This is a genomic window from Streptomyces sp. 17_S59 (genome assembly GCF_056930295.1).
Map to the genome: position 1 here is coordinate 2,033,290 of NZ_JBXOWD010000001.1, position 22,172 is coordinate 2,055,461.

At 70.6% G+C, this 22,172-nt stretch carries 22 protein-coding genes and 1 riboswitch; of the genes, 7 read left to right on the forward strand and 15 right to left on the reverse strand.

Going from position 1 to position 22,172, the window contains the following annotated elements:
* Window positions 1–40: 40 nt before the first annotated feature.
* Window positions 41–1,300: an NAD(P)/FAD-dependent oxidoreductase gene (locus AC1Z4A_RS08995; RefSeq protein ID WP_483677348.1), complete on the reverse strand. Its 1,260-nt coding sequence runs from the start codon at window positions 1,298–1,300 to the stop codon at window positions 41–43.
* A gap of 152 nt (window positions 1,301–1,452) precedes the next feature.
* A complete protein-coding gene (locus AC1Z4A_RS09000) occupies window positions 1,453–2,844 on the reverse strand; it encodes a deoxyguanosinetriphosphate triphosphohydrolase (RefSeq protein WP_483677349.1) in 1,392 nt (463 codons plus the stop codon).
* 187 nt (window positions 2,845–3,031) lie between these two features.
* Here AC1Z4A_RS09000 and AC1Z4A_RS09005 point away from each other — a divergent pair, with 187 nt between their 5' ends.
* Window positions 3,032–3,748 (forward strand): SanA/YdcF family protein, encoded by a 717-nt coding sequence (locus tag AC1Z4A_RS09005; RefSeq protein WP_483677350.1) that lies wholly within the window; start codon window positions 3,032–3,034, stop codon window positions 3,746–3,748.
* A 54-nt stretch (window positions 3,749–3,802) separates the two neighbouring features.
* Here the strand turns inward: AC1Z4A_RS09005 and AC1Z4A_RS09010 are convergent, their stop codons facing one another.
* From AC1Z4A_RS09010 to AC1Z4A_RS09035, 6 genes are all read right to left on the reverse strand, one after another.
* Window positions 3,803–4,909, reverse strand: coding sequence for a hypothetical protein (locus tag AC1Z4A_RS09010; protein ID WP_483677351.1), 1,107 nt, complete (start codon window positions 4,907–4,909; stop codon window positions 3,803–3,805).
* An 84-nt stretch (window positions 4,910–4,993) separates the two neighbouring features.
* Window positions 4,994–5,941: a trypsin-like serine peptidase gene (locus tag AC1Z4A_RS09015; RefSeq protein WP_483677352.1), complete on the reverse strand. Its 948-nt coding sequence runs from the start codon at window positions 5,939–5,941 to the stop codon at window positions 4,994–4,996.
* Window positions 5,942–6,203: 262 nt separating this feature from the next.
* Window positions 6,204–6,986: a sulfite exporter TauE/SafE family protein gene (locus tag AC1Z4A_RS09020; RefSeq protein WP_483683541.1), complete on the reverse strand. Its 783-nt coding sequence runs from the start codon at window positions 6,984–6,986 to the stop codon at window positions 6,204–6,206.
* A 109-nt stretch (window positions 6,987–7,095) separates the two neighbouring features.
* The gene (locus AC1Z4A_RS09025) at window positions 7,096–7,758 is read right to left on the reverse strand and encodes a hypothetical protein (protein WP_483677353.1); all 663 of its coding nucleotides are present in this window, start codon (window positions 7,756–7,758) and stop codon (window positions 7,096–7,098) included.
* A 57-nt stretch (window positions 7,759–7,815) separates the two neighbouring features.
* Window positions 7,816–8,436: a TetR/AcrR family transcriptional regulator gene (locus tag AC1Z4A_RS09030; RefSeq protein ID WP_483677354.1), complete on the reverse strand. Its 621-nt coding sequence runs from the start codon at window positions 8,434–8,436 to the stop codon at window positions 7,816–7,818.
* A 43-nt stretch (window positions 8,437–8,479) separates the two neighbouring features.
* A complete protein-coding gene (locus tag AC1Z4A_RS09035) occupies window positions 8,480–9,613 on the reverse strand; it encodes a redoxin domain-containing protein (protein ID WP_483677355.1) in 1,134 nt (377 codons plus the stop codon).
* Window positions 9,614–9,806: 193 nt separating this feature from the next.
* Here AC1Z4A_RS09035 and AC1Z4A_RS09040 point away from each other — a divergent pair, with 193 nt between their 5' ends.
* Complete coding sequence (locus AC1Z4A_RS09040; protein ID WP_483677356.1) at window positions 9,807–11,030, forward strand: hypothetical protein; 1,224 nt, start codon at window positions 9,807–9,809, stop codon at window positions 11,028–11,030.
* A gap of 85 nt (window positions 11,031–11,115) precedes the next feature.
* Here the strand turns inward: AC1Z4A_RS09040 and AC1Z4A_RS09045 are convergent, their stop codons facing one another.
* The 3 genes from AC1Z4A_RS09045 to AC1Z4A_RS09055 all read right to left on the reverse strand — a co-directional run bounded on the left by AC1Z4A_RS09045 (window position 11,116) and on the right by AC1Z4A_RS09055 (window position 14,468).
* On the reverse strand, window positions 11,116–12,375 hold the full coding sequence (locus AC1Z4A_RS09045) for a serine hydrolase domain-containing protein (RefSeq protein WP_483677357.1): 1,260 nt from the start codon (window positions 12,373–12,375) through the stop codon (window positions 11,116–11,118).
* A gap of 159 nt (window positions 12,376–12,534) precedes the next feature.
* The gene (locus tag AC1Z4A_RS09050) at window positions 12,535–13,188 is read right to left on the reverse strand and encodes a response regulator (protein WP_483677358.1); all 654 of its coding nucleotides are present in this window, start codon (window positions 13,186–13,188) and stop codon (window positions 12,535–12,537) included.
* Window positions 13,185–14,468, reverse strand: a complete 1,284-nt coding sequence (locus tag AC1Z4A_RS09055; RefSeq protein WP_483677359.1) for a sensor histidine kinase — start codon at window positions 14,466–14,468, stop codon at window positions 13,185–13,187. Before AC1Z4A_RS09055 ends, AC1Z4A_RS09050 begins: the two co-directional genes overlap by 4 nt.
* 290 nt (window positions 14,469–14,758) lie before the next feature.
* Between AC1Z4A_RS09055 and AC1Z4A_RS09060 the strand changes: the two genes are divergently transcribed.
* A complete protein-coding gene (locus AC1Z4A_RS09060) occupies window positions 14,759–15,106 on the forward strand; it encodes a DUF1330 domain-containing protein (protein WP_483677360.1) in 348 nt (115 codons plus the stop codon).
* Between the two features lie 39 nt (window positions 15,107–15,145).
* On the opposite strand, the gene AC1Z4A_RS09065 is transcribed toward AC1Z4A_RS09060, so the two are convergent.
* Entirely contained in the window at window positions 15,146–15,931 is a 786-nt protein-coding gene (locus AC1Z4A_RS09065; protein ID WP_483677361.1) for a maleylpyruvate isomerase family mycothiol-dependent enzyme, read from the reverse strand.
* A gap of 20 nt (window positions 15,932–15,951) precedes the next feature.
* Window positions 15,952–16,040: riboswitch (ZMP/ZTP riboswitch) on the reverse strand.
* A gap of 4 nt (window positions 16,041–16,044) precedes the next feature.
* Window positions 16,045–16,404, reverse strand: a complete 360-nt coding sequence (locus AC1Z4A_RS09070) for a hypothetical protein (RefSeq protein ID WP_483677362.1) — start codon at window positions 16,402–16,404, stop codon at window positions 16,045–16,047.
* 213 nt (window positions 16,405–16,617) lie between these two features.
* Here AC1Z4A_RS09070 and AC1Z4A_RS09075 point away from each other — a divergent pair, with 213 nt between their 5' ends.
* A complete protein-coding gene (locus tag AC1Z4A_RS09075) occupies window positions 16,618–17,760 on the forward strand; it encodes a Fic family protein (protein ID WP_483677363.1) in 1,143 nt (380 codons plus the stop codon).
* Window positions 17,761–17,836: 76 nt separating this feature from the next.
* On the opposite strand, the gene AC1Z4A_RS09080 is transcribed toward AC1Z4A_RS09075, so the two are convergent.
* Complete coding sequence (locus tag AC1Z4A_RS09080) at window positions 17,837–18,298, reverse strand: hypothetical protein (protein WP_483677364.1); 462 nt, start codon at window positions 18,296–18,298, stop codon at window positions 17,837–17,839.
* A 36-nt stretch (window positions 18,299–18,334) separates the two neighbouring features.
* Here AC1Z4A_RS09080 and AC1Z4A_RS09085 point away from each other — a divergent pair, with 36 nt between their 5' ends.
* Complete coding sequence (locus AC1Z4A_RS09085; protein WP_483677365.1) at window positions 18,335–18,826, forward strand: DNA-processing protein DprA; 492 nt, start codon at window positions 18,335–18,337, stop codon at window positions 18,824–18,826.
* A 26-nt stretch (window positions 18,827–18,852) separates the two neighbouring features.
* Window positions 18,853–20,199: a hypothetical protein gene (locus AC1Z4A_RS09090; RefSeq protein WP_483677366.1), complete on the forward strand. Its 1,347-nt coding sequence runs from the start codon at window positions 18,853–18,855 to the stop codon at window positions 20,197–20,199.
* Window positions 20,200–20,280: 81 nt separating this feature from the next.
* On the opposite strand, the gene AC1Z4A_RS09095 is transcribed toward AC1Z4A_RS09090, so the two are convergent.
* Window positions 20,281–20,844, reverse strand: coding sequence for a flavoprotein (locus AC1Z4A_RS09095; protein WP_483677367.1), 564 nt, complete (start codon window positions 20,842–20,844; stop codon window positions 20,281–20,283).
* Window positions 20,845–20,974: 130 nt separating this feature from the next.
* Here AC1Z4A_RS09095 and AC1Z4A_RS09100 point away from each other — a divergent pair, with 130 nt between their 5' ends.
* Entirely contained in the window at window positions 20,975–22,159 is a 1,185-nt protein-coding gene (locus tag AC1Z4A_RS09100; RefSeq protein WP_483677368.1) for a helix-turn-helix domain-containing protein, read from the forward strand.
* Window positions 22,160–22,172: the final 13 nt, after the last annotated feature.

Here is a 22,172-nt window from a genome sequence, read left to right on the forward strand (position 1 = left end):
GGCGCAGCCCCAGTTCGGGAAGGGGCGGGGTGGGGAAAAGTCACTCCAGCGAATCCAGCGGCACCGCCGGATCCGCCAGCGCCTCCGGATCGAGGCGCGCCCCGGACCGGATCAGCCGCTGGACCGGCTCCGTGACGTCCCACACGTTCACGTTCATGCCCGCCAGCAGCCGCCCCTCCGCCAGCCAGAAGGCGACGAACTCGCGCTTGCCCACGTCCCCCCGGCACACCACCTGGTCGTACGAGCCCGGCGGCGCGTAGCCGGAGTACTCCATGCCCAGGTCGTACTGGTCGGAGAAGAAGTAGGGCACCCGGTCGTAGGAGACCTCCTGCCCGAGCATGGCGCGGGCCGCGGCCGGGCCCTCGTGGAGGGCGTTGGCCCAGTGCTCGACGCGCAGGCGGGTGCCCAGCCACGGGTGCTCGGCGGCGGCCACGTCGCCCGCCGCGTAGATGTCGGGGTCGGAGGTGCGCAGCGAGGCGTCGACGGCGACGCCCCCGCCGTCGGCGCGGTCGACGAGCGCGAGGCCCGCGGCCTCGGCGAGGGCGGTGCGCGGGGCGGCCCCGATGGCGGCGAGGACGCCGTGGGCGGGGTGCTCCTCGCCGTCGTCGGTGCGGGCGGCCAGGACCATCCCGTCCTGCCCGGCGATCTCGGTGAGGCGGGCCCCGAAGTGGAAGCGGACGCCGTGCTCGCTGTGCAGCTCGGTGAAGAGCTGGCCGAGTTCGGGGCCGAGGACGGTGTGCAGCGGGGTGGGCTCGGGCTCGACGATCGTCACCTCGGCCCCGTAGCCGCGGGCGGCCGCCGCGACCTCCAGCCCGATCCAGCCGGCTCCGGCGATGACGAGGTGGCCGTTGTCGCGGCCGAGGGCACCGAGCACCTGGCGCAGCCGCTCGGCGTGGGCGAGGCGGCGCAGGTGGTGGACGCCGGCCAGACCGGTGCCGGGGATGTCCAGGCGGCGGGGCTCGGCGCCGGTGGCGAGCAGCAGCTTGTCGTAGTGGACGAGGGTGCCGTCGCCCAGGCGCACGGACTTGGCCGCGCGGTCCAGGTGGACGGCGGGCTGGCCGAGGTGCAGTTCGACGTCGGCCCTGGCGTACCAGTCGGGCTTGTGGACGAAGACGCTGTCGCGGGCGTCGCGGCCCGTGAGGTACCCCTTGGAGAGCGGCGGGCGCTCATAGGGGTGCTCGCGTTCGTCGCAGATGAGGATCACCCGGCCGGTGAAGCCCTCACTGCGGAGGGTCTCGGCGGCCTTCGCACCGGCCAGACCTCCTCCGACGATGACGAACGTCTCGTGTGCGTCCACCACTTGCTGCCTCCTCGCTGCCGCGCAGTCCGTGATCGGTCGGTCTCACGCCTGCGTTAGTCGCCCCCGGTCCGAAAGCGCCACTGCCGAGCGTCCCGCACCCCGGGTGCCGCCGGTAGAGGGACTACCCCGGACGGGTAACGGCCCGCAAGGGGTCACGCGGGCACCACCCGGGGGCCGTCCGGCCGCCCGGTGAGCCGGGCGTGCAGGGACCGCGCGGAGCTGTCGGTGAGGGCCGCGATCTGGTCCACGACCGCGCGGAGCCGCCCGGCGTCGTCCGGGGCCTCGGTGAACAGGGTGCGGAACTGCGGGTCGAGGCCGTCGGGCGCGCGGGCGGCCAGCGCCTCGCCCAGCTCGGCGATGACGACGCGCTGCTCGGCGCGGAGCTTCTCCTGGTCCTCGCGCTGTATGACGTACCGGTCGGCGACGGCCTTCAGCACCGCGCACTCCAGCCTGGTCTCCCGCGGGACGACCAGCTCGGCCCGGTAGCGGCCGAGCCGGCCGGGCCCCCACGCGGCCCGGGTGGCCCCCTCCGCGGCGAGGCAGAAGCGGCCGATGAGCTGGCTGGTGGCGTCCTTGAGCCGGGCCTGGGCGACGGCCGAGCCGTCGTAGCCGTGCGGCCACCACTCCTGCTCCAGCAGCCGGTTGAGGGCATCGGCCAGCTCCTCGTGGGCGGCCCCGGGGGCGTAGCGGGCGGCGGCGACCTCGAAGACCTCGCGGCGCTCGGGGTCGGCGAGCAGGACGTTGGGGTCGAGGTGGCCGGCGTGCAGGCCGTCCTCCACGTCGTGCACGGAGTAGGCGACGTCGTCGGACCAGTCCATGACCTGGGCCTCGAAGCTCTTGCGGTGGGCAGGCGCGCCCTGCCGGAACCACTCGAAGACGGGCACGTCGTCGGCGTAGACGCCGAACTTGCGGGAGGCCGGGTCGGTGGGGTGCCCGCCGCGCGGCCAGGGGTACTTGGTGGCGGCGTCGAGGGCGGCGCGGGTGAGGTTGAGGCCGACGCTGACCAGCTCCCCCGCACCGGGGCCGGGCACGAAGCGCTTGGGCTCCAGCCGTGTGAGCAGGCGCAGCGACTGGGCGTTGCCCTCGAAGCCGCCGCAGGGCGCGGCGACTTCGTCGAGCGCCTGCTCGCCGTTGTGCCCGAAGGGCGGGTGGCCGAGGTCGTGCGCCAGGCAGGCGACCTCGACCAGGTCGGGGTCGCAGCCGAGGGCGGCCCCCAGCTCCCGGCCCACCTGCGCGCACTCCAGGGAGTGGGTCAGGCGGGTGCGGGGGCTGGCATCCCAGGCCTGGGCGCTCACGCCCGGGGTGACGACCTGGGTCTTGCCGGCGAGGCGGCGCAGGGCGGCGGAGTGCAGCACGCGGGCCCGGTCGCGCTGGAAGGCGGTGCGGCCGGGCCGCTTGTCGGGCTCGGGGGCCCACCGCTCCAGGTCGGCCGCGTCGTATCCGGCGATGCCGTTCTCGGTCGCGGTGCCGGTGTGCGGACCGCCGCCGCTCTGCGGGCCGACGCCGGTGTGCGGACTCCTGCTGCCTGAGCTGCTGCCGTTCATATCCCCGACGGTAGCCGCCGGGTCTGACAGCGGCGATACGCGTCCGTCCCGAGGGGTGCGGCTCCGGCCGTCCCGGCTCCTTTCCGCAGGTCCGGGCGCACATCGGAGCCGCACATCGGAGCCGCGTGCCGGGAACCGCGCGGCGGCCGGGGGCGTTGATCACTGGCGAACGGGGAGGTAGGTCCGCATGGGTTCGGCACGAAGGCTGCTGTCGTCGGTCCGGCTGCGGCCGCGCTTCCGGCTGCCCTCGACCAGGCGCGGCAAGCGGCGCGCCCTGTGGGCGCTCATGACGGCCTGCGTACTGGCGCTCGCGCCCGTCACCTGGGTGTGGGTCTCGGCCACGCCGCGCGTACGGGGCCTGGCGGACGTGCCCCCGGCGCCGGTGGCGATGGTCTTCGGCGCGGGCCTGTGGGAGGGCGAACCGTCCCCGTACCTCGCGCACCGGCTGGACACGGCGGCGGAGCTGTACCGCGTGGGCAAGGTCCGCGTGGTGCTGGTGACCGGCGACAACAGCCGCGACGACTACGACGAGCCGGACGCCATGCGCGCATACCTGGTCCGGCACGGCGTGCCCACCGGGCGGATCGTCAGCGATTTCGCGGGCTTCGACACCTGGGACTCGTGCGCCCGCGCCGAGCGCGTCTTCGGCGTGAAGAAGGCGGTGCTGGTGAGCCAGGGCTTCCACATACGGCGCGCGCTGGCGCTGTGCGAGGCGGCGGGCATCGACGCGTACGGGGTCGGGGCGGCGGGCGACGCCCATGACGTGACCTGGTACGCGGGCGGCGCCCGCGAGGTCCTCGCGTCGGGCAAGGCGGCGTTCGACGCGCTGCTGCGCCCGTCGCCGACGTTCCTGGGCCCGCACGAGCCGGGGGTGGAGCGGGCGCTGACGGGCGGGGGCCGATAGCGGGGCGGCGACCGGCCCCCGAGTGGGGACTCGCGTGGGGACTCGAATCGGGATTCAGTCGAGCTGGACGATCAGCCGGGACACCTTCTGGTCGGCACCGCGCACGAGGACCAGCAGCTCGTTGTGGTCGCCGATCGCCTCGACCGTCTCCGGCCTGCCGCCCTCCCCGGGATCCAGCAGCTCGTCGAGCCGGTGCAGTCCGCCGTGCGGGTCCCACACCACCGCGACGTCGGGGCCGCCGGCCGACTCCGTACGGACGTGGCCGGCGATCCAGCCCCGGTCGTTGATTCCGGTGGCCGACCCTCCGAAGCCGAGGTCGGTCAGCTCCTCCGGGGCGTCGGGCGCGGCCCACTTCGTGGGCGTGCTCGTCAGACCGTCCGGGCGCAGCTGACCGCCCACGAGCGTCTCGCTGTTGTTGACGCCCCACGCCCAGCTGCGGGAGATGTGCCCCGGCGTCGCGGCGTAGGCGTCGGTCCGGCCGTCGGGCCGCCAGGCGGTGGCGGACGCGGACGTCCAACCGACGATCAGACCCTCGTCGTTGATGGCGTAGGGGACGCTGCCGTCGCCCGGACCGGCGATCTTCTGGAACCCGGCGCCGGCCTGCCAGCGGTAGTACGACGAAACCACGCGCGGGTGACCGCCCGGCCAGCCGATGATCCAGTGGCCGGCCTCCAGCAGCACCGTGCCGTCCTCCCCCAGCCGGGGCACGCCCTGGACCCATGTTTCACCGTCCGGCACACCGGCAACGGTGGGAGCCCCCGCGCTGTCCCACAGCGCCAGCCCGCCGCCCATGATGCCCACGACCCTGCCGTCGTCGGCGATGTCGGTCGGCATCCCGCCCCCCGGCGCCTCCAGCACCCGGCGCCGATCGGTGCGCGGATTCCAGACCGTGGGCACGCCGTCGGCGGTGCGGTAGGCGACGTCGCCGTGTTTGTTGATCGCGCGGGCGATGCCGAAGTCGCCGTTGAGCCTGGCAAGCACGCGGGCGTGAAGCTGCGGCCCCGACGGTTCGTCAGCTCTCTGCTGCGCTGCTGTGCTCGTACTGCTCGTACCCGGATTCGGCCCGGCGGCCGAAGCGGTACCGGTGGCGGCCGGCACCAGCAGACCGCCGAGCACGGCCGTCACCACGACGGCACGACTCCGACGAGGTATGTGAGGCATGGCTGTCCCCCTCTGTGTGGAGGACACACCCTGCCCGCCGCCGTCCCGGCCGGCGCCGGTAATGCGCCGACTGGCGGGTTTCCGTCAGCCGCGTTTGGGCTCCCGGTCGTTTATGGCGTCGAGGTAGAGCTTGAAGATCTCGTCGTCGTTTATGGGGCTGTACGAGACCTTGTCGCTCTCCTCGCCGTCGGGGCCGCCGCCGTTGAGGCCGCCGAGGACTCCGATCAGGTCGCCGGTCTTCGTCTTCTCGTTGAAGTGGACGAGCCAGGGGCTGCCCGAGGTGCCGGAGTAGAAGCCGTTGCAGAGCATCTTCAGCTGCTTGTAGCCGTCCAGCCGGGTGGTCATGGCCGTGCAGCGGATGGCCCGGTCGACGGGGTCGGCGTCCGAGCTGGGGTAGCCGATGACGGTGGTCCGGTTCGTCCAGTCCGGCGTGCGGATCAGCCGGTTGGCGCCCGTCACGCGCTCGATCTGGCGGCCGAGGCGGTCGGGCTTGAGGGTGACGAAGGCGAAGTCGAGGTCGGAGCCCTCGCCGGTGCTGTCACGGCGGGGATCGACGAAGGAGCGGTCGACGGCCCACACGCCGTACGGCTGCTTGTCCGAGCCCTGCTGGTAGTCCGGCACGAAGGCGGACGGGGCCTCGTCGGTGTGCGAGCAGTGCCCGGCGGTGATGAGCATGTTGCCCTTGGGGCTGTGCACCACGCTGGCCGTGCAGTAGTGGTCCTTCAGGTCGTCACCGACGTAGAAAAGCACCCCCACCGAGGGCACCCCGTCGAAGTGGCGGGCGCTGCCGGTGATGCGCTGGGCGCCGTCCGCGGCATCGCCGTCGGCGTCGTCCTCCTGGGTCGCGGTCGACATCCGCGAGGGGCCCCAGAACCGCCGGGCCTCCTCGCTGGACCAGTTGCCGTCCCGGCCGTGCCCGCCGGCCCCCCTGGGCACGGCGGCCGCCAGCGTGACCACATAGAGCCCCGCGAGCACGGCCCGGACCCACCGGGCCCGCCGCCACCGGGAGAAACGCACATGCACCCCCACCACGTCAGGAAGGTAGTCGACAGGCTAACCGGAACCAACCGGTTCACCTGGCACCGGACTGCTTTCCGCATGGTCAGTAGTACGAATGACTGACAAACCCTGGTCGAATCTGTCACCCGTGACGGCAGGGGGCAAGCGAACGGGCGGATTCACAGGGAATGAATAGGGTGCACAGGAGATGAACAGGCTGTAGGGGACGATCACCCCGGACTTGGCCCATCGCCGGCCGATCGGCATCAAACGGAACCATGCGCCGGCCCTCGTCTCACCCGCCCCACTGGTCGTACGCCAGCTTGCACACCAGCGCCACCACGACGACGAGCAACACCCCGCGCACAAATCCGCTCCCCCTCTTGAGCGCCATCCGCGCCCCCAGCGCCCCACCCGTGAGGTTGCAGACGGCCATCGGCGCCGCCACCTGCCACAGCACGGAGCCCTGGAGCGAGAAGGTGACCAGGGCGCCGATGTTGGTGCAGACGTTGACGATCTTCGCCGTGCCGGAGGCCGAGACCAGGTCCATGTGCAGGATTCCGGCGAGGGCGAGGACGAGGAACGTCCCGGTGCCGGGACCTATGAGCCCGTCGTAGAAGCCGATGCCGAGCCCGGCCACGAGGATCGCGGCCAGGACCCGGCGGCGGGTGGGCGGCTCGGTGGAGGGGTTCGCGGAACCGAAGGAGGGCCGCAGGAGGACGAAGGCGAGCACGGCCAGCAGCACGGCCATGATCAGCGGCCGCAGTACGGCGCTGTTGATCCCGGACGCGAAGAACGCCCCCGCGAGCGAACCGCCGAGGGCGGCGAGCCCGATCCGCACGGCGGTGCGGAGGTCCAGGGACGCCTTGCGGCTGTACGCGACGGCGGCGGCGGTCGTCCCGCAAATGGCCACGGCCTTGTTGGTGCCGAGCACGTGCGCGGGCGCCACGTGAGGCAGCCCCACCATGAGCGCCGGGAGCTGGAGCAGCCCACCGCCGCCGACCACGGCGTCGATCCACCCGGCGGCTGCGGCGGCGAGGCAGAGGGCCAGGAGCGTCGCCGGGGATATGTCGGAGATGAGGTTCACCGGCGTGATCGTACGGGCGTGGGCGACGGCGGGTCACCCATGAATGGGCTGCCGATCAACCGCAAAAGGGCCCGTCGTGAAGCCAGTTGGTGCTCAGACCTCAGGCCAAGGGGGCACCGTTCCACCGCCACGAGTCCCGTCGGGCCCGCCCAGGCAGCTCGATGCGCCCCGCGGCCCAGAGCAGGGCCTGCCACGCCCCCTCGTCCCCGATGACCACATCGGAGAACAGCCTCGCCATCACGCGCTCACAGATGCCGAGAGGCGGCTCCCAGGCGACACCGAGCCCCTTGGCGACGTCGTACATGTGCACAACGGCCTCGATGATGCCCATGGCGGCGAACCCTTCGGGGTCCGAGACGCCGTAGGAGTGGAAGGCCCGGGTCGCGGGCGACTTGGTCCGCACGACGGCGACCAGCAGCCCCGTGCACCCCTCGAGGACCTGGACCAACCCGTCGAGTCCGGCGTCACGATCGGCGTGCACGGTCTCGTTGGGCCCGCCGGGCCGCAGCCGATTGAGCACGGTGGGCACGTACCCGTCCAGCGGCGGGACGGGCGGGGACAGTTGCAGGGCGTAGCAGAACATGTCATCGGCGAGATGCTCGATGGCCTCCCAGCAGTCCCACTCCAGCTCCCCGGCCGGCACGGCCCAGCTGTCGGCGGGCGCGGCACGCAGGAAGCCGACGGCGAGGCGGATGACTTCCTCGAGGTCGTCGGGGGTGACGGGGGTGCGGGCGGGGGTCGCTGATGCGTGTGTCTGTGACATGTCGAGAACGTATCAACGGCCCATGTCCTGACGTACCGTCACAGGAGGCATCCGCCCTCAGGGCAGGAACGCCCCCACCGCCGCCCGGGTAAGGGTCCGGAACCGCTCGTCGCCCAGGCCGCCCGGGAAGTGCCCGCCGAGTTCCAGGCTGATCACCCCGTGGGCCGCCGCCCACAGCGTGTCGGTGATCTCGTCGACGTCGGCGTCCGCTCGCAGCACGCCCGCCTCGACAGCGGCACGGGCCGCCTCCCGCAGCACGTCCAGACTGGCCGCGGCTGCAGCGCGGGACTCCTCATCCGGAACGAAACCTGGGATGGCCTCGCCGTGCATGACGCGGTAGAAGTTGGGCTCCTCCAGGGCGTTGGCGCGGTAGGCGCGGCCGAGGGCGGCGAGGTACTCGGCCGGGTCGTCGCCGCGCGGCACGGCACCGAGGCGGCGGCTCAGCCGGGCGAAGCCTTCGCGGTACAGCGCCGCTGCGATGCCGTCCTTGGCGCCGAACAGACGGTAGAGGACGGTGGTCGAACAGTCGGCGGCGGCGGCCAGGCGGCGCATGCTCAGCGCGGCCGGGCCCTCGGCGGCCAGCAGCCCGGCGGCAATGTCGAGCATGGCGGCGCGCAGGGCCGCCTCGCCCTGGGCCTGGGCCCGGGCGAAGGCGCCGGTGGGTGAACTGGCGGGCATGGGAACGTTCCTCCTGGTGATTGTCGGGCGCGGCGGCCGGCCGCTACTGCCAGTCCGGCAACGGCCGGTAGACCGGCACGCCGGCCTCCTCCAGCGCCGCCCGCCGGGCGAAGTACTCGTCGCCCATCGGGTCCACCCCCAGGAGCGGCATCGCGCTGCGCCATGTCGTCACGTCCTCCGGCGCCAGCTCGGACGCCACCGCGAAGTGCCGCTGCGCGGCCTGCTGGTGGCCGTGGCGCAGCAGCCACAGCGCCAGCGCGGCCTCCGTGCGGGCACGCTGTTGCTCCGGGGTGCTCGACCGGGTCAGCTCGGCGACCGAGTCGGCGTCCAGGCCCGAGTCGCCGGTCGTCACCCATCGCCGCAGCGCGCCGAGCGCCTTCGCGGAGTCCAGGCCGCTCATGGAGCGGAAGAGGTCGGTCGCGAACTGGGTGTCGTTGGGACGGGCGATGCGGCCCTCCTCGTCGATCCAGACCACGGTCGGGACGTTCAGCAGCTGGTACAGGTCCGCGACCCGGCCGTCGACGTCGATCAGCGCGGGGTGCGTCGGCGCGGCCTCGGCGATCCAGGGCGCCGCGTCCTCGATCCGGCGGTCCACGGCGACACTCAGCACCGAGAATCCCACGGCGGCCAACGCCGCGTGCTGGCGCTCCCACTCGGGGAGGTCGTAACGGCAGCCGCACCACGAGGCCCAGAAGACGAGCGCCACCTTCCGCCCGCGCAGCTCGCCCAGCGAGTGCTCGACACCGTCGGCGTCCGGCAGTGTGAAGTCGGGTGCCACGCCGCCGACCAGGGCCGCCGACCGGTCTGCCGCCGACGCACCGAGCGCCATGACCCCCGCATCGGGCTCCACCGCCACCGGCCGGCCCAGCAGTTCGGCGAAGGCGGTGACGTCCAGCATCCCGGCGTCTGCGCCTGCATCTGCGCCCTCGATCCGCGCGACGGCGGCCGCCGGGATGCAGACGTCACCCCGGCACCAGCCCTGCGGCTTGCGCGTGAAGCCGAGCGTGCGCTCGGCGTCTGCGAAGGCGAGCCACACGTGCGGGCCCGCGCCGTCCTCGGCGGCTCGGAACTCGGCGTCGGCCCGGCTCTCGACGTGGTCGTCCAGGACTGTCAGCCCGAGGACGGTCCGGGTGGTGCTCTCGGTCGCGGTCGTGATCGCAGTCGCAGTCGTGCGCATGGCGCTTCCCCCTCCGTTTCGAAAAACGCTGTTACTCAATAAAAACAGCGTTATCGCCACGGCGTCAACCATCCTGCCGAAACGCCGACCACCCCTCACCCGGCAGCCCACTAGCATGTGCACGCCATCCAGACCAGGCCCGATCCGGTCTTGTCCGGCCGGGCGTCCCGTCCCCACGCGACGAAAGCAACACATGCGCATCAAGCGAATATTGGCCGTAACCGCGGCACTCGCCGCCCTCGCCTCCTGCAAAGGCGGCGGACAGGGAAGCAGTGCGCACAGCAACGGGCCCGCGGCACCGCCGGGTGGCGGCGTCATCGCACCGTCCGTGACGCGGACGCCGACGGCGAACTCCCTGGCCGAAGCGCAGAAGTACGTCCAGAAGTACACCTCGTGCGAGAACCTGGCCGACGAAAACGACCCGAGCGCCGTCTACGACAAGCACTTCGACCACGATTCGCTCGCCCACGTGGGGCAGTGGTCCATCACCGCGCACGGCATCTGCGAAGACCGGCCCGACCGCGGGCGCAACTCCCTCTACGTCGTCTCGGACATGAAGGAGTTCCAGGCGAGCTACAAGAAGCGCGTCATGGACCACCTTGCCAAGAAGCCGACGTACGGCCTCTTCAGCCACGTCTTCGTCGGCAAGGGCTTCGCCGTCGAGCCGACGGAGACGAAGACGGCCGTCTCACTCGCCAAGTCGGGGCTGCGCGTCCTGACGTGCAACCCGACCTTCGCCGTGCCCGACGGGTACAAGAAGGAGCAGGCCCTCGTCGACGGCTGTGTGCTCAGCAATTTCGTCGACAGTACGGACGGGCGGGGCAGTGCGAATCCCGAACAGCCGCACCAGGACGAGGCCACGCCCGGCGGCGCGAGCGGTGAGCCGCGGACGCCGGATACGAGCAGCATGGGGCTGCCGCGTGCCGACAGCATGGCCGACCTGAAGAAGCTGATCGGCTCGAGCGTCGACTGCAAGAAGTTCACCACGGATCCCCAGTCCGTCGGCATCCAGTCCATCGACTACCAGCCCGCCGTGACGGGCGATCCCCACGCCTGGGGCATCAGCGACCGCGGCATGTGCGGATACCCGGCGTCCGGCGGCATGCGTGCCCACGACCTCACCTGGCTGGACACCGTGAACGACATGGCGGCGTTCCAGGCGAAGGCCAAGGCCGCACAGCTGCAGGACCTGCAGGACGACGGCCGTCTCAAGGCCACGGCGAGCATGGTGCTCGTCGGCCAGAACATCGCGGTGGAGACCAATAACCAAGCCGCCCGTGTCGGCCTCTACCAGCAGCAGTTCCTCTACCTGAACTGCGAGCCCGGCTTCAGCGCGCCCCAGGGCTACCGGCTGGAGAAGGCGTCCGTCCCGGGCTGTGTCCTCACCAACTACGAGCCCGGGGCCAACATGGGCTGATGGGCGTATCGCCGCGGTGCACTCAAGAGCCTCCAGTAGTTGACCTTGAGGCTCGATGGGGTTGGCCGGAGCGGCGAGACCCCCTCTACGCGGCCGGCTTGCCGAACCCGGCCGCGATGATCCGGCCGACGCGCGAGTCCGGCGAGGCGTCCTCGCTCTTCGCGTCCGTGGAGTTCACGGAGTAGATCAGCGACTGCGAACCGTCCCTCGTCGCGGCGAAGCCGCTCAGGTAGCCGTAGCGGCTGCCGGTCTTGCCCCAGTAGACGGGGCCGTCCTTGGTCAGCTGGACGCGCGCCAGGCCGCTGCCGTAGACGGCGGGCTTCGTGCCCCCGGGCCGGGGGACCTCCGTGCCCTCGTACTGGGGGACCTTCGGCACCGTGAACATCAGCTCCAGCTCGGGCTTCGGCACGATGCGGCCGGAGAAGAGGGCGGAGATGAAACGGTCCAGGTCCGCGGTCGTGGTGATGAGGTCACCGGAGGCCCAGGTCTCGGACTGGTCCCACTCGGTCGTGTCGACGAGCCGGGTGACGCCCTTGTCGTCCTTGAGCGCCTCGTAGCCGTGCGTGTGGCGGCCCTTGATGCCGAAGCTCGTCCCCGGGCTGTAGGTGTCCTTGAGACCGGCCCGATCGATCACCCGGTCGCGCAGCTCCTGCTCGTACGTCCGTCCCGTGACCTTCTCGATCAGCAGGCCCAGCACGTTGTAGCCGATGTTGGAGTAGTGCTGCTGGGTGCCGGGCGTGAACTCCATGGGCTTGCCGAAACCTGCCTTGACAAGGGCGCTGTGGTCCCAGGTGGTGTAGCGGCCCTTGTCCCAGTCGGGGGCCTTCGGGGTCCCCCGGGTGTCGCCGCCCGGCAGGCCGCTGGTGTAGTTGAGCAACTGCCCGACCTTGACGTCGGGGTAGCGGGCGGGCAGCAGGTCCGGCAGGTAGTGCTGCACCGTCCCGTCCAGGTCCAGCTTCCCCTCGTGGACGAGCTGCAGTACGACGGCCGCCGTGAACGTCTTGGTGATGCTGCCCGCGCGGAACCGCTCATCGCCCTTGACCGGCTGGCGCGTACACACGTCGGCCTGTCCCGAAGCCCCGCTCCAGCGCAGGTCCTTGTCCTTGTAGCGGACCTGCGCGGCCGTGGCGGTGCCGTCCGGCAGACCGTCGATCGCCTTCTGCAGCGCAGCGGCCTTGGCGGCGGACGGCGCCGGAGTCGCGGAGGCATGGGTGGTCACCTGGGAGGCCTGAGATGCCCGAGATGCCTGAGAGGTGACGTGGGAGGCCGCGGCAATGGCGGGCGCGGCCGTCACCCCCAACGCGACGGCGATGGCGGCAAGGACGGCAATGCGGTTACGGCGCATGAGGATTCCCCCTGGTGATGCCGGATCTTCACAACGGATTCCATCCTCGTGATCCGTGCCGGCCGGCGAATCGCCGACGCGAGGGGTATCGGCCGCGGTCCGTCTCCCTCGCGCGAGGGAGACGCCGAGGACCGACTGCGCAGTGGCGGGCGGACCGGGTCAGCCGCCGGGGGCGATCAGTCCGGTCTCGTACGCGCAGATGACCGCCTGGATCCGGTCGCGCAGCCCCAGCTTCGACAGCACATTGCTGACGTGGGTCTTCACGGTGTGCTCGCTGACCACCAGCTCGGCCGCGATCTCCGCGTTCGACAGGCCGCGCCCGAGCAGCACCAGAGTCTCCCGCTCGCGCGCGGTGAGCGCCGCCAGCTCCGGCCCGGCGGCAGCGGCCTGCCCGCGGCTGGTGAAGTCGGCGACCAGGCGGCGGGCCACGGATGGCGCGAGCAGGGAGTCCCCGGCCACGACGACGCGTACGGCGTGCACGAGGTCGTCCCGGCGCACGTCCTTCAGCAGAAACCCGCTCGCACCCGCGTGCAGCGCCTCGTAGACGTAGTCGTCCTGATCGAAGATGGTGAGCATGACGGCCTTGCAGGCGCTCTCCGCGCAGATCGTCCGGGCCGCCTCGATGCCGTCCATGCGCGGCATACGGATGTCGAGCAGGACGACGTCGGGCGCGTGCCGGCGAACGGCCGCCACGGCCTCGGCGCCGTCACCGGCCTCCGCCACGACCTCGATGTCCGGCTGAGCGGACAGGATCATCGCGAAGCCGCTCCGCACCAGCTCCTGGTCGTCGGCCACCACCACACGGATCGTCACGTCATCTCCCCCATCTCCCCCATCTCCCCCGCCTCCGCAGAAACACCTGCAACATCTGCAGCACTTGCAACACCTGCCTGTGAGGAGACCACGAAGGGCAGGCGCAGACAAACGCGGTAGCCGCGGCCGTCCGGCCCCGGCCCGGCCGACGCCGTCCCGCCGTGTGCGACGGCCCGCTCGCGGACGCCGATCAAGCCCCTGCCGCTCCCCTCACCGCCGGGCTTGCGGACGCCGGAGCCGTCGTCGGTCACGGTGACCGTCAGCCGGTCGGGAGCGCCACCGCACGCCCAGGCGAGCCGCACGGTCACGGTGCGGGCGTCGGAGTGCTTGAGGACGTTCGTCAGCGCCTCCTGGACGACGCGGTAGACGGTGACCTGTACGTCGGCTGCGAGCGGCCGTGGCTCGCCCTCCGTCAGCAGAGCCACGGAGAGCCCGGCCCGCCGCACCTGGCCGACCAGGTCGTGGAGCCCGTCCAGCGTGGGCTGAGGGCTACGGGCGCGAGCCGTGAGCGTGCTGCCGGCCGGTTCCTCCCTGAGCACGCCCAGCATGCGCCGCAACTGCACCATGGCGTCCCGCCCGGCCCCGGCGATCGCATCGAACGCCGCCTCCGCCCGCTCGGGATCCGACCGTACGACCAGGGGGCCGGCCTCGGCCTGAACCACCATCAGGCTGACGGCGTGCGAAAGGACGTCGTGCATCTCGCGGGCGATCCGGGCGCGTTCCCTCTCGGCGGCCTGCTCGGCCTCCCTCTCCCGCGCCCGCTCCAAGGCGGCGGCACGCGCCTCGACAGCCTGCGTGTACGCCTGCCGGGTCCGGGCCAGCACACCGAGCACGTACGCCATCGTGAAGAGGAAGAAGGCGAAGAGGTATTCGCGCGCGGTGTTGGTCCGCAGGGCGACCGCGGCGGCGACGAGCGGCAGCCCGATGCCGATGGTCACCCGCCGCTGCCGCACCCCTCCCTGCGCGGCGACCGTGAAGATCGCCACCAGCGGGCTGTAGGGCATCGGCTGGCCGGGCCCGTCCATCGGCAGATAGGCGAACCCGGCCAGGGTGATCGCCAGCAGGCAGACCAGCGGCGCCCGGGTGCGCCACAGGAGCGGCAGGACGGACAACGTGGTCATCCCGTAGAACGCCCAGGTCGCGGGCGGCACATCGGCCGAGCGAGGCACGACGAAGGGAATGGTCACGGCCGCCTGGACGACGACGGTGATCAGGGCGTCGACGGCCCAGGGACTCCGTTGACTCCAGGGGCCGCGAATCCGGTCGAACGTGTCGAACATCAGGACAGTATCGACTGGTGGGGCGGACGGGCTCCAGCTCGCACTCTTTCGCCTGACTATCGGCGGCTTTGGGGCCTACCCGCGGCGATACCCCTGATGGGGTGCGGGTAGCTTCCGGGGGGGGCGCGGTGCCGGGGATGCCGGGCGAGGACAAACGGAGTTCGCCGCTCCAGCCCCGATCCCAGCCGCCGCCCCGCGTCCGAGGGCCCTTACCTGTCAGGTCATCGACCCCGGCACGCCCGCATGCCACGATCGTCGGCGTACGGAGCCGGACCGACCGGAAGGACGTCATGCCCGCCTACGCCATAGCTCACTTGCAGGAAGCCGCCCCGCACCCGGAGATCGCCGAGTACATCGAGCGCATCACCGCCACCTTCGAGCCGTACGGCGGCCGTTTCCTCGTGCACGCCACTCAGCACGAGGTCAAGGAGGGCAGCTGGCCCGGACACGTCGTGGTGATCTCCTTCCCGGGGATCACCGAGGCGCGGGCCTGGTGGGAGTCACCCGCGTACCAGGAAATCGCACCGCTGCGCTCGCGGCACATCGAGGGCGACATCATCCTTGTCCCGGGCGTGCCCGAGGACTACGACCCGGCCGGCACGGCAGAGGCGATGCGAAAGGCCCTGCCTACCGAGTAGCCCTCGGGTTCGGGCCGGGCGTGCATGGCGCGATCTGCTTCATACGCCGCCGCCTTCGCCGACCCGCCCCCAGCCCGGGGACGGCGGTTGCGGCCAGGCCGGCGGACGCGGCAGCGCCGTCGGCACTTGGTCGGACACGAGCCCGGCGACGGAAGTCCGGCCGCTGAGCCAGCCGAGCAGTGCGTGTCCGGGACCGACGATCGCATGACCGCCGTCGTCGCCGACTTTCCAGGACCGGCCGAGATCCACTGCTTCGACCGAGGAGAGGGCAAAGCCCTGGGCCGTGAGTGCGGCGAGTGTGTCGTCGAGTGCCCAGGACACGTAGGCAGTCGGCCAGTCCGCCGTGCGGTAGCCGACGTCCAGGTCCAGGTGATGGGTTTCCAGTTCCCGCAGGCACCGCCGGAGGATGTACCAGGCGGGGTGCCGCCACCCTGCCAGGGCCGTGACCATGCTGCCCCACGCCGCTGCAGGCATGCGCTGCGTCTCCGCCGCGAACCGCGCCAGGCAGCCACGTACCTCGGCGACGAGGTCGGCAGCGGGCAGCGCGGCGGTCTCCTCCGTCGCCCGGGCCAGGGCGGCCGCATCCCCACGCGGCCCCGGCTCGGTGCCCGTACGGGCCAGGCGCAGCAGCCACACGTAGGCGTCGGCGGTCCGGGCCACGTGGGCAAGCACATGGCCACGCGTCCAGCGCTCGAGCCGCGAGGGGGCTCGCAATTCGGCGTCGGTCCGGCCGGCTACGGCCTCGGTAAGCCGGCTGCTCGACCGGACGACGTCATCGATCAGGCCATCGATGTCGGTCGTACTCAACGCAACGGGACTGGTCACGCACACTCCTGAGCCTTGCCGTGAATCGCCCAGGCGCGCGGCACAGGCCACGACGGCCGAGCCGCTCCCCGGTGGTACTCCACCTTCAGCGCCAGTCACGGCCCTCACTCACCCTACGAGGTGTGGAACTCGTGAATCACCTTGATCTCACCGACGATGTGAGCGTTGAAGTCATCCAGCTCCTCGGCCGGGACCCACAGTTCGAGGATCGTCTGCCCACCTGCCTGCTGCACGGGATACCTGGCCAGGAACTCGGTCTCGACCTCGAAACGGGTCACGAAGCCGGCGCCGTCGTGCTTGACGTTCCAGTCCCTGGCGATCCTGATCGCGTAGTCCTCGTTGAGGACCGGATAGAAGATCGGCTGCTCGGGCAGACGGGGCGGCCAGGCCCGCCACTCCAGCTGCCGGACCAGCTCCAGCTCCACGGGGCCCGTCGGGCGCCACAGGGTTGTCGTTGCGGGTCGGCTGGTCATGAGGGTCACTTTCCGGGCGTGTTGGCTGCCGAGGCAATGGATCAAGGGCTCGGACCATACCGGCCCAACCAGCTATCAGCCAGCCAATATCCCCTGAGGCCGCCTGGCCGGGGCACGGCAGCCCACCCCGTGAACACCCGGTCACGGCACGCCCCGGGGACCGAGATCCCAGCATCGACGCAATGACAGGAGATATGTAGCAATGATTGATTCATGCTGTATGAGACGCCGCGCCTGGAGCCCGTCGATCGTGAGGTCCTGAACCAGGTCGATGCCATGCGGGAACAGCTGCGTCGTGCGGTGCAGCAGATCCCGATGAAGTGGACCCAGGATCTGCACAAGGCGCTCACGGCGAGCGCGATAGCAGCGTCGAACACGATCGAGGGCTATCGCGTCGACGCCAAGGACGTCGCCGACCTGATGGACGGCGAGCGCGAGGCCGTCGAGGCGAGCGAGGAGAACAAGGCGGAGACACTGGCCTATCAGCAGGCCATGACGTACATCCAGTCCCTCCACGATGTGGCCGATTTCCGGTACAGCAAGGAGCTGCTGAACGCTCTGCACTGGATGCTCCAGGGCCGCCACCACCCGATCAGGACCGCCGGCCAGTGGCGCAGGACCCACATCCGCATCACGGCCCCCGGCGACGAACTCGCCACCGACTACGAGGGGCCGGGCCAGGAGCTGGTCCCCGGGCTCATGAGCGAACTCGTCGGCTGGCTCAACGAGGGCGACCTCGATCAGCACGTCCTGATCCGGGCCGCCATGGCGCACCTGAACCTGGTGAAGATCCATCCGCGGTCCGACGGCAACGGCCGGATGTCCCGCTCCCTGCAGACCCTGCTCATCGCCCGCGGCGGCGTCCTCGCGCCCGAGTTCTCCTCGATCGAGGAGTGGCTGGGCATGCCGGGCAACACCTGGGAGTACTACAAGGTGCTCCGCGAAGTCGGCGGCCCTGTCTGGTCGCCCGAACGCGACACCCTGCCGTGGATCAAGTTCAACCTCCTCGCCTACCACCAGCAGGCCCAGCGGGTGCAACGCCGCGTCGACCGGTCCAACGAGTGCTGGATGCAGCTGATGGCGGCGGCCGAGACCGGCGGAGTCACCGAGCGGCAGGTGACGGCCCTGCACGAGGTGGCGATGGCGGGCCGTGTCCGGCGCTCGCGCTACGAGGAGGCCGAAGGGCTCAACACACAGCAGGCGACGCGGGACATGCAGGCCCTCACCCGCGCCGGGCTGCTCACCGCCGTGGGCCAGACCAAGGGCCGCTACTACGTCGCCGGACCTGAGTTCCCGAAGGACGTACTGGCCACCGCACAGCGGCCGCACACGATCGCCAACCCCTACGCAACGTAGTACGAGGGCGAGCGACTGGTCCTCGTCGGCCTGACCTCGGCCCGGGTGGATCCGGACTTCGGAACGGTCCGGCGGCTCATCGGCATGGGAACCCCCTTCCCCTTGCCTCGGTCAGCTTCTGCACGGCTTCCAACGCCTCGCGCAGATCATCAGACCAGGTCAACATGGCATTCCGGGCCGGCATGATCCAGACGCGGTCCCGTACGAACGTCGAGGGCGAAGGCGCGAGGAGCGTCCGCCCGGCGGCGTACAGCGTCACTCCTGCCGCACCGATGAGACGGTAGCCAGTCCCGAGGGGCAGCAGCCACCATGCGGCTCTCGCAGCGCGGCTGACCAGGCACGGGCCAGTCGGGCGCCCGTACCTACGGAGCCACATGAATGCAACGCGGGCCGATTCGACGTCTACTTCGGCCACATCCCAGCGCTTGCCACTGGGCAGCGGAACCGCCTGACCAGTGCTCCAGTACGCCACCGCCTTCTCGGGGTCGTCAAAAGCCTGCGCGAGCCAATGCGTGAAAGATTGGCTGTAGGTGTCCATATGACGATCTCAGCGTGCAGAGGGCAGCAGAGGGATATGACAACCTATGACACGAAGTTGATCACAGACTTCGCGGTGGCCATCACCGGTACTCGGTCCACGAATCACCGTGATCTCGATGACTATCGCCAGCTGTTCGGCGCCTACCTCGGCCCGTTCGCCGATGAACACACCCGCTTCCTCATCGGCGGGGCCCCGGGCATCGACAGCCTCGCCCTGACATGGCTGGCCGAACGAACCAAGGCTCGGCTGACCGTCGTCACGCCCAGCACCCTCGCCCGCCAGCCAGAGGAAGCCCGACGGGCCGTGGAGCAGGCAAGCGACCGGATCGAGCAGGTAGTCGAATTGGCAGCCACCGAGCTGAACGCCGACTCGTACCACGCCCGCAACCGCTGGATGGTCGACCGCAGTCGAATGACCATTGGATTCCCTCTCAAAGAGAGCAACCCCAGCGGCGGGTCCGGCACATGGCAAACCCTGAACTACTGTGCCCAGCAGGGGAAGCCACATCTGATCGTGCCCATCTGAGGCCGACGCTGTCGCACAATGACGCCATGAACGTCCGCGACAAGTCAGCAGGAGCAGCCATGCTCAAGGCACTGCGTCGCCGACGTGGGCTGTCCCTCGCCGACACCGCGCGTGGTCTTCTCGCCCAGGCATGCCACGCGGGGCAGCCTCTGAGCGCCTTGCCGGACGTGTCCGGAGTCCAGCGCTCTGTCGCTCGCTGGGAGAGCGACAAACCGGTCCTGCCGAACATGCGCTACCAGCTGCTGCTGGCCCATTTCTATGCCCGGACCCCGGCAGGCGGCATCGCGCTCGGGCCCGGGTCCGACTTCTCCGAACTGCTGGAGGCACTTGCCCATCTGGGTGAAAGTGCAGCACATCTCGAGGAGTTGAAATCGACCATTGCGCGAACCGCTACGGAACACGGCGGCGGCCTCCTCGCCCTCCTGTCCCCCACCGCACAAGACGAACTCACCAGGGGCCTGGCGGACCCATCCCAGATCGACGAAGGGCTACCCGCTGTACTGATAGGGCTGGTCGACGACGTCAACACCCAGGTCGGATCCCTCCCGTTCTCACGACTGCAGCTCCTCCTGTCTCCCGCTGTCGAGGCCTGCAACCGGCTGCTGACTGCTTCAGTCCCGGCCTCGGTCCTTCCGAGCCTGCGGCTCGCTGCTGCGTCGGCATATACGCTGGCCGGCCGCCTGGCTTTCGAGAGCCGAGATGACGCGACTTCGAAGGCCCTCTACGCAAAGGCCGCAAACGCCGCCCAGTTCCTGGCCTCCCCCTGGCGGCGAGCCGCCTTCCACTTGAGCCACGCCCTGGTCACCCTCTACTCGATGCCCGGACTGGACAAGGCAGGCCAGCTCGTCGATGCCGCGGTCCAGGAAGCACAATCGGGCGGAAGCCTCATGGTGCGAGCCCGCGCTCACGCCCTGCAGTCGGAAATCGCCGCACGGGCGGGCCATGCACCGCAAGCCCACGGGGCACTGGAACTGGCCTGGTACGACGTGAGCAACGCACACCATGACGACCCAGCACCACACAGCTTCAGCGCAGAGCATCTGCGCGGCTTCGAAGGTGTCTGCGCTCTTCACGTAGGCAATCCGCAGAGCGCCCACGACAATTTCGCTCGAACAGCAGCATCACTGGGCTCCCCCAGGGAACGGGTCCAACGCACCATCGTCACCACAGACCAGGCCTTGGCCCGAGTACGCCTGAGCGATCCCCGGGGCGCCGCCGAGCTACTGCACGACTGCATCGACGCAACGAACAAGACCGGCGGCAGAGTCCCGGCCATCCGGCTCCGGTGCGCACGCCAGGAACTCAAGCCCTGGCGGCGAGAGGCATTTTTCTCCGAGCTGGACGACCATCTCCTGGAAACACTCGGCTGCTGACGCAGAGGGCCTCAGAGGCAGGGCGGCAATGTCACCGCGCCCTCCCAGACTGCAAGGTCGAAGCTCATGGGCAGGAGGCTGTCACACACCGCTGACACTCACGCACTGCGCCAGGGCATCGACGGCCGAATGCCACGGGTACGCATCGGGGTCGCCCGTCCGCGGCTTGTGGGGGACGAACCCGCCGTCACCGAGGAGCAGGGTGACGCCCGCGTCGCGCAGGGTCTGGACGTTGCGGGGCACGGCAGGGTGTTGCCCTTGAGCGTCGTTCCAGTGCGGGAGCGCGACGATGGGAAGGCCGAGGCCGATGCCCTCGACGATGAGGCCCAAGGCGAGGGTGTCACTGATGCCGGCCGCCCATTTGTTGAGGGTGTTCGTGGTCAGCGGGGCAACGAGTATCGCGTCGGGGGCGGGCAGGACATCCTCCTGCGAGGGCAGCTTGTACTGATGGCGGATGGGGTGACCAGTCAGCTCGCTCAACCGGTCGATCTCTCCGTGAGCGTCCTCGGCAGCCCAGCGGTGGGCCGACGGGGTGAGGATCAGACAGACATCCCAGTCTGCGGCCTGTGCGGCGCGGATGCCGACATCGATCCGGCGGGCAGGCGGGGCGGCACAGGCGATCAGGTACAGCGTCCGGTTGGTCATTTCGGCAGTTCACCGGGTCCGGTCGGCGGTCGCAAGCGGCCCCAACCGCCGTGGTGGCCAAGAACGTTCGCCATTGCTCTGTCCGTAGGCGGCGGTACCGTTCTTGTGTCGTGTCAGAACGGAGCTCTATATGCCCACGCACAGTGACGAGCACACCGGCGCCCGCATCGCGCGTGCGCGCAAGGTCCGCCGCCTGACTCAGAGGGAGTTGTCGGAACTCTCCCACGTCTCCTACAGCACGCTGACCAAAGTGGAACAAGGTGCTCTGCCCGCGAGCCCCTCCGTCACCGGGGCCCTGGCCCGCGCCCTCTCGGTGCCCGTCACCGAACTCACTGGTCAGCCTTATCTAGACGAACTCCGGGCGGACCAGCTGGACGGGCTGATCCAGCCGATCCGCGAGGCTCTGAACATCTACGATCTCGGGCCGGACCCGGACGTGACTCCGCGCGCTGTGGGGGATCTGGAAGCGCATGCCGAGGAGCTGTGCGCCTTGGTCCGGGCGACGCGCATCAAGCAGGTCGCCGCTGGTCTGCCCGGCCTGATCCACGAGGCCACCACCGCGGCGCACACGACCGTCAAGGACCGCAACTGGCGTGTCCTAGCCAGCGCGTACCGCACGGCCTACGACGTGACCACGAAGCTCGGCTTCCCTGACCTGTGCACAGTTGCCCTGGACCGGCTGGACTGGGCCGCGCAGCGCGCGTCGGACCCGGTGCTGGGCGGGATGCTCCAGTACCTCCGCGCCCTGGCCTATCTCCGCGCCAGCGACTACCGCACGGGCAAGCGGCTCATAGAGCTGGGAATGGCCACCTTGGCACAGGCCGAGCCGGGCCGGGTACGGGATGTCGTCACCGGCCAGCTGCACCTGGGCGCGGCGGTGCTGGCCGGCCGCGACAAGGACGAGGCCACCGCCGACGGACACCTCGCGGAGGCGCAGCGGATCGCCGAGCGCACGGGTGCGGCAGAGAAGATTCACTGGCTGTCGTTCGGGCCCACCAACGTCCTCGCCCACCGCGTGAGCGTCCTCGCCGAGCTGGACCAGTATCCCGAGGCCATACGGGTGGCCGAGGAGGCACCGATCCCCGACGGCTGGCCTCCCTCCCGTCGGGCCCACCACTTCACCGAGGTCGCCCGCGCCGCGATGTGGACCGGCCGTACGGACGCGGCCTTCAAGAACCTGCAGCTGGCCCGCAAGGTGGCTCCGCAGCAGACGCGATACCACCCGACCGTCCGGGAGACGTACGCGGGACTGGAATCGGCGAAGCGGCGGATGCCGGACACGTTCAGCAACTACGGGGCCTGGCTGGGGATGTAATGCACGGCGAGGT